The organism is Phascolarctobacterium succinatutens YIT 12067, assembly GCF_000188175.1.
Lineage (GTDB): Bacteria > Bacillota > Negativicutes > Acidaminococcales > Acidaminococcaceae > Phascolarctobacterium_A > Phascolarctobacterium_A succinatutens.
The window spans coordinates 1-8937 of the sequence record NZ_GL830859.1 but is presented as its reverse complement, the minus strand read 5'-3'; the positions used below and the strand labels follow the sequence as shown (position 1 = coordinate 8937).

The window sequence follows — 8937 nt, the reverse complement described above, 5'->3', positions numbered from 1 at the left end:
GAAATTTTTTATTAAATTTGTATATTAAAATAAGGGAAAAGAAAGAGGTAATAACAATGGTTAAAATGTATTATGACAACGATGCGAATCTGGAATTATTGAATGGCAAAACAGTTGCTATTATCGGTTATGGTTCTCAAGGCCATGCACATGCATTGAACCTGCAGGAGAGCGGCGTAAACGTAGTTGTAGGCCTGTATGAAGGCTCTAAGTCCAAAGCTAAGGCAGAAGCTGCCGGCCTGAAGGTTATGACTACCGCAGAAGCTGCTAAGGCTGCCGATATCATCATGATGCTGATTCCTGATGAAAAGCAAGCTGCTACATATAAAAAAGATATCGCTCCGAACCTGGAGGCTGGTAATGCACTGGCTTTTGCACACGGCTTCAACATTCACTTCGGTCAGATTGTTCCTCCTGCTGATGTAGACGTATTCATGGTTGCTCCTAAAGGCCCCGGCCATCTGGTTCGTCGTACCTATACCGAAGGCAGCGGTGTTCCCGTTCTGGTAACTGCTTACCAAAACCCGACCGGTAAGGCTCATGACCTGGCTCTGGCTTATGCTAAGGGCATTGGCGGTACCCGTGCAGGCGCTCTGGAAACCACCTTCCGCGAAGAAACCGAAACCGACCTCTTTGGTGAGCAGGCAGTTCTCTGCGGCGGCGTTTGCGCTCTGATGAACGCAGGCTTTGAAACCTTGGTAGAAGCAGGCTATGAGCCTGAAAGCGCATACTTCGAATGCATGCATGAGATGAAGCTGATCGTTGACTTGATGTATGAAGGCGGCATGGCTAAAATGCGTCATTCCATCTCCGATACCGCTGAATATGGCGACTATGTAACCGGTCCGCGCATCATCACTGCTGAAACCAAAGCTGCTATGAAACAGGTTCTGGCTGAAATCCAGGATGGTACCTTTGCTAAGAAATGGTTACTGGAAAACCAATGCGGCCGTCCGCAATTCAACGCTATGCGTCGTCGTGCTGGAGCAACCCAGGCTGAACAAGTTGGCGCACAACTGCGTGGCATGATGAGCTTCCTAAAGAAAAAATAATCAACAGCTTACAAGCACTTTTAGTGCAGAAAATAAAAATAAGGGAAAGAGCGTAATCCGCTAAAGTCAGCGTACAGATAAAAAAGCTGTCGGGGTTACGATAAACAAAAATAAGGGAAAGAGCGTAATCCGCTAAGGACAGCATACAGAAAAATCAGCTGTCCGGATTGCGAAAAATAAGGGAAAGAGTGTGAGCCGTAAACGCAGCATAGAAAAATAAAAGCTGCGTGGCTTGCAGTAATTAAAAATAAGGGAAATATTAAAAGGTCGCTTACCTGTGCGTCAGATGCAGAAAGCGGCCTTTTTGACATGCCGGCATAATGTTTTTGATATAAAAACCTCCCGGCGCATATGCACGAGGGAGGCTTTTGTGATACCGGCGATAGAACGCAATATATTAAGCATGAGCAGGATTTTTCTTTTTAATAAGAGCGAACACCTTTAAGGAGCAGCAAAGGATGAGCACGGCGCTGACAGTAAGCACAAAAAATCCATGTCTGCTGCCCAGCATAGTAGCATGCGCGATATTGGTCGGTTCTGCAGCCTGCGCGGTCGCGACAATCGTACTGATAACCGCTGTACCGACTGCACCTGCCAGCTGCAGCAGCGTATTCATAGCTGCGTTGCCGTCGGCATTCAGTTCTTCCGGTAACTGGCTCAGACCGTTGGTCATAATTGTACCCATGGAAAAACCTTGGCCAAAGGCAAAGAACAGGTAGAAGACAATGAAGAGCAACGAGCTCAGCTCGCCCGGATAAAGGCTGTAGCAGATGACGGATAAGAGAATTGATGCATTGCCTAATAAAATCGGACGTTGGGCACCGAACTTGTCCAACAGCCTGCCGCTGATGGGAGCCAGCATAGCGCCGATGATACAGCCGGGCAGCAGCAGACAGCCGGCGGTAAAGGCATCAGTATGCGAAACAAGTTGCGCATAGTTGGGAATTAAAAAACCTAGTCCAAGACAGATAAAGCCGACGAGCAAAAGACTGGCAGTGCTGAGCGTATACGGAAGATAGCGGAAAATCTGCACACGTAAAAGAGGTGTGCTGCTGTTTAATGATTGCTTATAGAAGGCAGTCAAAGCAATAAGGCAGATTGCGAAAAGAGCCAGCACCTCGATACTGAACCAACCGAAGTCGGAGGCAATGCTGGTTGCAAAAATCAGGCTGCTGAAGCCGATGATAAGCAAAAGGTATAAGCCGAAATTAAAGCTTGGCGATGGTGGCAGCAGTGGTGTTGATATCTGCTTCGCTGATATCGGTAATTTGTGCAGCCAGCCAGCTGTGATATTGCTCAATGTAATAGGCATGAATTTTACGCTCCTCGTCTGTCATGCGCAGTCTGACGATGCGTTTATCCTGTTTATCGCTGATTTTTTCGATAACATTTATTGCCTGCAGCTCGCTTACCAGGCGAGTGATACCGGGGCGCGTTACCTGCAGCAGATCCGCAATGTCGCTGACCTTTGGAGGTTGTGCGGTACGTTCCAGGTATTCAATGTAGTCCAGCACTTTAAGATTGCCGGGAGTTAAGCCTTCCGGTAGAGGTGGCTGCAGCTCTACTACACGCTTTGCTTCGTGGCAGGCAATGAGCAGAGTTTTGATTGCTTCGATAGACAGTTTATGTGTCATGATGATTCTCCTTCATAAATGATTACCAAAAGTAATTACCGAAGATAATCATATTGCGTTAGTGAGGGGATTGTCAAGGAGGGAGTAGAATGGAAAATAATGTAAGGATTTGCTGAAAACTGCCTGAGCGAAATGTTGCAGTGTGAATATGGAAATAAGCTCTTTTTCTATTATCCTCATAAAATATGCAATAGTTGCATATTTTATCCTCATGAAATCTGCACTGATTGCATATTTCATGAGGATATGCTAGAATGAGAGTAAATTAGAGAGGGGAGTGAGCAATTAAAATGTTACGTCGAAAAATCTATGATAAGCTCTTGGCATGGAAAAACAACAAAGGCAAAAAAGACGCTATTTTATTACGTGGCGTTAGGCAGTGTGGTAAAACATATATTGTCCGAGAGTTTGGTAAGCGTGAATATAAAAATTTTATAGAGATAAATTTTATTGAGCGACCTGATATGCAGGCTGTATTTTCCGGAAATCTTGATGTTGATAACATGGTTCAGCAAATTAAACTTAGTATGCCGGGTTGTCAATTTATTCCCGGTGAAACGCTTTTGTTTTTGGATGAAATTCAGGATGTTCCTAACGCTAGAACTTCCTTGAAATTTTGGACGCAGGATGGACGTTTTGATTGTATTGCCTCCGGTTCATTGCTGGGCAGGGATTACAAAAATGAGGTTTCTATACCTGTCGGATATGAACGGCAGTTAATTATGCGTACTCTTGATTTTGAAGAGTTTATTTGGGCGCTTGGTGCAGAAGTAAATCTCAAGGAGATGCTGGCACCATACGTAGACGGAGCAAAACGAGTTCCTGAGGCTATGCATAATTCTTTAAACAAGTATCTGCAGGAATATATGGTAGTTGGTGGATTGCCTGAGGTAGTTGATACATATATTGCAACGAAAGATTTTTACCAAGTACATCTATTACAGGAAAAAATTCTGCGTGATTATCAGGATGATATTGCTAAATACGCGCTGAATCAGGATAAAATTAAGGCTAAGCAGTGTTTTCTGTCTATCCCGCGTCAGTTAAGCAAAGAAAACCATAAATTTCAGTATTCTGTTGTTGAGAAAAAGGCGACAGCAAGGAAATTTACCAGTAGCTTAGATTGGCTACATAATGCCGGATTAATTGATTTTGCTTATAATGTGAATTCACCTTGGTTCCCATTGAAAGCGCATGTCAAGGAAGATCAATTTAGAGTTTATCTTTGCGACATTGGTCTTTTGGTAGCTATGTATGGTTATCAGTTGAAAATTGCTTTGCTGTCAGATGCGTTGGAAGGACCGGCTAAAGGTGGCATTTATGAAAGTCTTGTTGCCGATATTTTAGCAAAAAGGGGAGAAGAGCTTTATTACTATAAAAAAGAGGATTCAACCTTAGAGATTGAATTTATCTTAGAACGAGATTGTAAGCTTGTGCCTGTAGAAGTTAAAGCCAGGAAGGGCTCGACGCGGTCATTAAATGAGCTGCTTAAAATGGATAATATCGAAAGAGGTTATAAGCTTACAGCACAAAATACCGGTGTTGTTGAGAAAAAGATTACTTTACCTTTGTACATGGCTGCTATTATATAATCTTGATGAAGCTGTTTTTCTATTATCCTCATGAAATCTGCACTGATTGCATATTTCATGAGGATAGCTTAAAATAGAGTTAAAAAGAATGTTTAAGACACTTAAAAACTGATTGTACAAGTGTTGTAATTCGATTATTGAAGTGGAGAAGCATAAATGTTATCAAATTTTACCCCGCAGGATATTTCCTATGCCTCCCATCTCACTAAGCTGACATGGGGTGATGAGATGGCGCTGACTAATGATGGCTTGAAGGATGTGCTGTACGAGGCGATGGTACGTTATTATTATCGCAGTGAGGCCTTTTCTTTAAAAATGACTGATGAAGACGGCATGCAGGGCTTTTTGCTGGCGGCGCCCTTGAGTGAGCGTGACAATTCCCAATCCTGGTTAAAGCAAAGCCTGCAGCATTTTGCATGCGAGGAACAGGATCTTGTTTATGATTATCTGCGCTATTTGTCTTATAACGGACAAAAGGTGAGGGCGTTGGCAAATCCGGAGGATTTACTGCTGTGTTTGTTTTTGAGCATGAAAAGCGGTGTGGGCAGCAAGCTGCTGTATAATGTGGAGGCGATTGCGCAGAAAAAAGGTGTCAAAAAGCTCTATTTATGGGCAGATGCTACATGTGATTATGAATATTATCGCAAGCGTGGCTATAGCGAAGCGGCGCATTTTACGAATAATATTCTGCCGCAGCTGGGTGCGCAGGAAACATGGATATACAGCAAGGAGCTGAAGGAGTGACTGTAAATGTTGCCTGAGATAAGTGATGCTTTACCGGCTTGTCCGGTAGAAACTACACTGACATTAATCAGTGATAAATGGAAGGTGCTGATTTTGCGTGACCTTTTGACGGGAACAAAGCGTTTTGGCGAATTGAAAAAATCTCTGGACGGAGTCAGCCAAAAGGTGTTGACATCACAGCTGCGCCAAATGGAAGCCAGCGGTCTGCTGACGCGCAAGGTTTATGCAGAGGTACCGCCGCATGTTGAATATACGCTTACTGAGCTTGGCTACAGCCTGCGGCCTGTTTTGGAGGCTATGCGTGACTGGGGAGAGGCGTACAAGAAGAGATTTTGATTTGAGAATGTAAGCAAAAACACCACCTGCAAACGCAAGTGGTGTTTTACAATATATGGGGAATAAGAAGAAAACTTTTTACAGACGGCTTACATGGCCGATGAAATAATGGCCCCAGGAAACATGCGCCAATGCTTCCATGGTCAGCAGGCTGAGGCTGAGCATAATGATGAAGAGCAGCGGATAAAAGCAGAGCTGTTGCGGTGACATGTGCAGCAGTGTAAGCAGCTCGCTGCCGACGTACATATAGATGATGTGAATCAAGAATAAACCGAAGGAATAGTTGCCCAGATACATCATAAAGCGTTTGCTGAGGGTGTCCTGCGATTCCAGAGTGCAGGCGTAACGAAAGAGCATAGCGATGATGATGCTGTACAAAAACAGGTTGAGCGGGAAGCAGACAAATTCCAACAGCGGCAGGATATGCAGATAGTATTTGGCAAACCAGCAGCCACCGATTAAAATCAGATTCAGGATGAAGCCTGTCATCAAAAGAACGTGATGGGTGTCAATCCAGCGCAGCATTTTTTTATGATAGATATAAGCCAGCATACCGAAGGAGAAGTAGGCGATATAACGCAGAAAGGTGGTAATTTCTAACGTTAAGATGACTGCCTGATTGCTGCAGCTGATATTGTTGCAGATTTTCCAGAACAGCTGCAGCAGGATTACCTGAATAATAAAGCGGTGCAGCCTGTGATGCAAGCGGCAACGGTTAAAATAACGCAGCAGCAGCGGATAGATGGCGTAAAAGCCAAACATCGCACGGAAAAAGGCCATATGGACGGCGCTGCTGCCGGTGGCAATAAGGTAGGCTGCCTGCTTGAGCGTGAAGCTGGCGTTGCTGAAAAACCAGGCACCGCCCAGATACAGTAACGAAAACAGCAAATACGGCGAAAGCACCGACAGGAACATCCTGCGGAAGAAGGACCACTTATAATAATCGGCATGGCGATTGTGGCTGATGAACATATATCCCGAAACAAACATTACCAGGGGTACGGCAAAGAGGGAAATAATATCCAGCAGCATTTCGGAAATAGTGACCCATGTGCATCAGCATGACGCCCAGAACCACGAAGCCACGTAATAATAGGGGAAAACTCATAGCTTTATACATCTTCTTTCTCTCTAGTAGAGTTATTTTACTACTTTAAATTTTATAGTCAAATAGCGATTAAGCATTTACATTATAACCAAATGGAATATAAAAGGCTGATAAGCTATGACAGATAACATATAAGCATTAATATTATTACTTCTGTACAGGTTGACACTTGACAAAGACAGCGGCAACGCAGATAATTTGAATAGAATATATAACAGATTGAGGAGGATACTGAAATGGAAAAACAGGAATGGCAAGGTTATGTACAGAAGGTAGCAAGCTGTGATTACCCTATACCGTTGAATCTGATAAACGATTATGATGATTGGAAATGCCGCAGCAACGTAGGACGTATGCTGATGATTTTAAAGGATATCGAGGGAGCTATGGCGGTGCTGGCAACCGTAAAGGATGTGCAGCCTGATATGGAGGATGCACCGGAGTTCGGACTCAGTGAGGCAGAGCATAAGGTGCTGTGCCTGCGTGATATTGCCGAAATCGTCTGGCGCCTGACCGGCACCGGTGATGCACCGATTATTTATTTGAATGAAGCATACAGACTGTGCCGTGAGTATAAGAAGGTTTTCCGCAGTGCGGATCGTGGCGCTATCTGGGCGCGCAGACTGGAGCTGCAGCGTTCCTGTGGCGCCGAGGATGCTGCATTGAGCGAGGCGAGAGCAATGCTGGAGGCAGAAAAAGCTGTGGAAGGCGTTAATCCGTACCGTTTCCACGCACTTAAATTTATTGCGGAAAGCATGGCGGAGCAGGGCGATTATGCTAAGGCTGCGTTGCTTTTGGCAGATGCGTATAAATCATTCCCTGTGAACGAGGCTGCCAAGACGGCTCTTGCTGAGGCTGAAGCTGCAGCAGATGCTAAGGAAAGATATGCTATGTATCATCACTGCACCACGATTCAGTACCAGCCGTGGGAGAAGGATAATGTGACGACGCTGGAGGATGTACGCCGCCTGCAGGAGCGCAATTTTGCCCGTCGCGAGGCAGCGAAGGCTGCCGGCGAGAAGCCGGATGAAAAGGGTTCTTTTCAAAGTTTAATTAAGTAATTAAAACGAGCGATTAAAAGATTTTGTACGCACTTTTCACGAATCTGTTACAATTAGTAGCAGGTAATAAAAATGTGAGAAGGGATGTACTTATATGAATAAAAACTTTTTAGCTTTAGGCTTAGCTGCAGCTCTGCTGGCACCCCAGGTAGCAGGCGCTGAAGGCTTTGCTATTAACGAATGGTCTGCTGAAGGCGTTGCTATGGGCGGTGCGCGCATGTTTGCTGAAGACGATGCTGCCAACGTGGCTTACAACCCTGCTTCTATCACCAAAGTAAAGGGTGAGGTAATGAAGAGCAGCTACACTTATCTGAGCCCGCACGGCAACTATAAGCTGTATGATGGTGCAGGCAAAGAAATTGAGGACGGCAAAAACGTTGTTCATGCCGGTTGGGCAGTAGGCAGCTACTATGTAAAACAGATTAATGATAAAGAATGGTTCGGTATCGGCGCTTTCCCGCGCTTTGCCATGGTATCCGAATTTGAAAGAGAAAGCATGGCATCTTCTAATGCATTTTTCTCTAAGCTGAACGGTGTCAGCGTTACTCCGACCTATGCGCATAAGTTCGACAAAAAATGGAGCGCAGCAGTTGGCGCGGAAATCAACTATGTTGGCTTGGAACTGCAGAAGAATGCATATGCAACTCCTACGATGAATGTAGGTAGTGTACAAATTGAAGGCGAAAGCTATGCTTTAGGTTGGAATGCTGCTGCAAACTATGCTTTTGATGATAAAAACGAAATTGGTGTAGTTTATCGTAGCCGTATTACTCATTCCTTAGAAGCAGATGCTAAAGCATATTCTCCAATGCCGAATTTTAATGTTAAAGCTAATGCTTATGGTGTGGTTACTTTGCCGGACAGCTGGGATATCGGTTATAACCACAAATTTGACAAGAAAACCCGTCTGGAATTGAAAGCTACTCGTACCAACTGGAGTACCTATGATGCATTGAATGTTTATTTTGATAAGCCGGTATTTGGTAAACCGAATGCTCTTTCTGATAAAAACTGGGAGAATGGCTGGCGTTATGCTATAGGCTTAGAGCATAACCTGAGCGATAAGTATACTGTTATGGCAGGCTTTGCTTTCGATGAATCCTCTATTCCCCACGATGGCGGTGACTTCATGGTACCGACAGGCCTGCGTCGCACCTATTCTATCGGTGCCCGTTACAACGATAAGAAGCAGACTGTTGCTGTTGCTTTGGGCTGGATGGATGTCGGCACTCTTGATTTTGCAGGTCATCCTGAGAAGGGCGATGCTTATAGCAGCGCACATGCTTACGACAGCTTCACCAAGATTGCTTCTATTTCCTACCAACGTAAATTCTAATTTTATATTTTAGCTTTACCGGAGCTGCTGCACGAAAAAGTGTGGCTAGCGTAAAGTTTTTGTAGGAAAAACGG

Annotated in this window: 9 protein-coding genes; 6 read left to right on the top strand and 3 right to left on the bottom strand. The window is 44.5% G+C overall.

Annotated features, from left to right (window positions below):
- Nucleotides 1-29: 29 nt before the first annotated feature.
- Nucleotides 30-1052 carry a ketol-acid reductoisomerase gene (gene ilvC, locus HMPREF9443_RS02195; protein ID WP_272881140.1) on the top strand — a complete coding sequence of 341 codons (1023 nt, stop codon included), beginning with the start codon at nucleotides 30-32 and terminating at the stop codon, nucleotides 1050-1052.
- A 397-nt stretch (nucleotides 1053-1449) separates the two neighbouring features.
- On the opposite strand, the gene HMPREF9443_RS02190 is transcribed toward ilvC, so the two are convergent.
- Together HMPREF9443_RS02190 and HMPREF9443_RS02185 are read right to left on the bottom strand one after the other, a co-directional pair.
- Nucleotides 1450-2244, bottom strand: a complete 795-nt coding sequence (locus HMPREF9443_RS02190; protein WP_009144865.1) for an MFS transporter — start codon at nucleotides 2242-2244, stop codon at nucleotides 1450-1452.
- A gap of 16 nt (nucleotides 2245-2260) precedes the next feature.
- Nucleotides 2261-2686, bottom strand: a complete 426-nt coding sequence (locus tag HMPREF9443_RS02185) for a MarR family winged helix-turn-helix transcriptional regulator (RefSeq protein ID WP_009144864.1) — start codon at nucleotides 2684-2686, stop codon at nucleotides 2261-2263.
- 290 nt (nucleotides 2687-2976) lie between these two features.
- Here HMPREF9443_RS02185 and HMPREF9443_RS02180 point away from each other — a divergent pair, with 290 nt between their 5' ends.
- The 3 genes from HMPREF9443_RS02180 (at nucleotide 2977) to HMPREF9443_RS02170 (ending at nucleotide 5358) form a co-directional block, all read left to right on the top strand.
- Nucleotides 2977-4278, top strand: a complete 1302-nt coding sequence (locus HMPREF9443_RS02180; protein ID WP_009144862.1) for an ATP-binding protein — start codon at nucleotides 2977-2979, stop codon at nucleotides 4276-4278.
- 156 nt (nucleotides 4279-4434) lie between these two features.
- Nucleotides 4435-5022, top strand: coding sequence for a GNAT family N-acetyltransferase (locus tag HMPREF9443_RS02175; protein WP_009144861.1), 588 nt, complete (start codon nucleotides 4435-4437; stop codon nucleotides 5020-5022).
- A 6-nt stretch (nucleotides 5023-5028) separates the two neighbouring features.
- Nucleotides 5029-5358: a winged helix-turn-helix transcriptional regulator gene (locus HMPREF9443_RS02170; RefSeq protein ID WP_009144860.1), complete on the top strand. Its 330-nt coding sequence runs from the start codon at nucleotides 5029-5031 to the stop codon at nucleotides 5356-5358.
- A gap of 78 nt (nucleotides 5359-5436) precedes the next feature.
- Here the strand turns inward: HMPREF9443_RS02170 and HMPREF9443_RS02165 are convergent, their stop codons facing one another.
- Complete coding sequence (locus HMPREF9443_RS02165) at nucleotides 5437-6390, bottom strand: acyltransferase family protein (protein WP_009144859.1); 954 nt, start codon at nucleotides 6388-6390, stop codon at nucleotides 5437-5439.
- Nucleotides 6391-6702: 312 nt separating this feature from the next.
- Here HMPREF9443_RS02165 and HMPREF9443_RS02160 point away from each other — a divergent pair, with 312 nt between their 5' ends.
- Nucleotides 6703-7527 (top strand): hypothetical protein, encoded by an 825-nt coding sequence (locus HMPREF9443_RS02160; protein WP_009144858.1) that lies wholly within the window; start codon nucleotides 6703-6705, stop codon nucleotides 7525-7527.
- Nucleotides 7528-7621: 94 nt separating this feature from the next.
- Nucleotides 7622-8863 carry an OmpP1/FadL family transporter gene (locus tag HMPREF9443_RS02155; protein ID WP_009144857.1) on the top strand — a complete coding sequence of 414 codons (1242 nt, stop codon included), beginning with the start codon at nucleotides 7622-7624 and terminating at the stop codon, nucleotides 8861-8863.
- Nucleotides 8864-8937: the final 74 nt, after the last annotated feature.

Bases quoted from the DNA above. Each gene is read 5' to 3' on its own strand.
- HMPREF9443_RS02185 (WP_009144864.1), bottom strand. From the start codon at position 2,686: ATGACACATAAACTGTCTATCGAAGCAATCAAAACTCTGCTCATTGCC.
- HMPREF9443_RS02180 (WP_009144862.1), top strand. From the start codon at position 2,977: ATGTTACGTCGAAAAATCTATGATAAGCTCTTGGCATGGAAAAACAAC.
- HMPREF9443_RS02175 (WP_009144861.1), top strand. From the start codon at position 4,435: ATGTTATCAAATTTTACCCCGCAGGATATTTCCTATGCCTCCCATCTC.
- HMPREF9443_RS02170 (WP_009144860.1), top strand. From the start codon at position 5,029: ATGTTGCCTGAGATAAGTGATGCTTTACCGGCTTGTCCGGTAGAAACT.
- HMPREF9443_RS02165 (WP_009144859.1), bottom strand. From the start codon at position 6,390: ATGCTGCTGGATATTATTTCCCTCTTTGCCGTACCCCTGGTAATGTTT.
- HMPREF9443_RS02160 (WP_009144858.1), top strand. From the start codon at position 6,703: ATGGAAAAACAGGAATGGCAAGGTTATGTACAGAAGGTAGCAAGCTGT.
- HMPREF9443_RS02155 (WP_009144857.1), top strand. From the start codon at position 7,622: ATGAATAAAAACTTTTTAGCTTTAGGCTTAGCTGCAGCTCTGCTGGCA.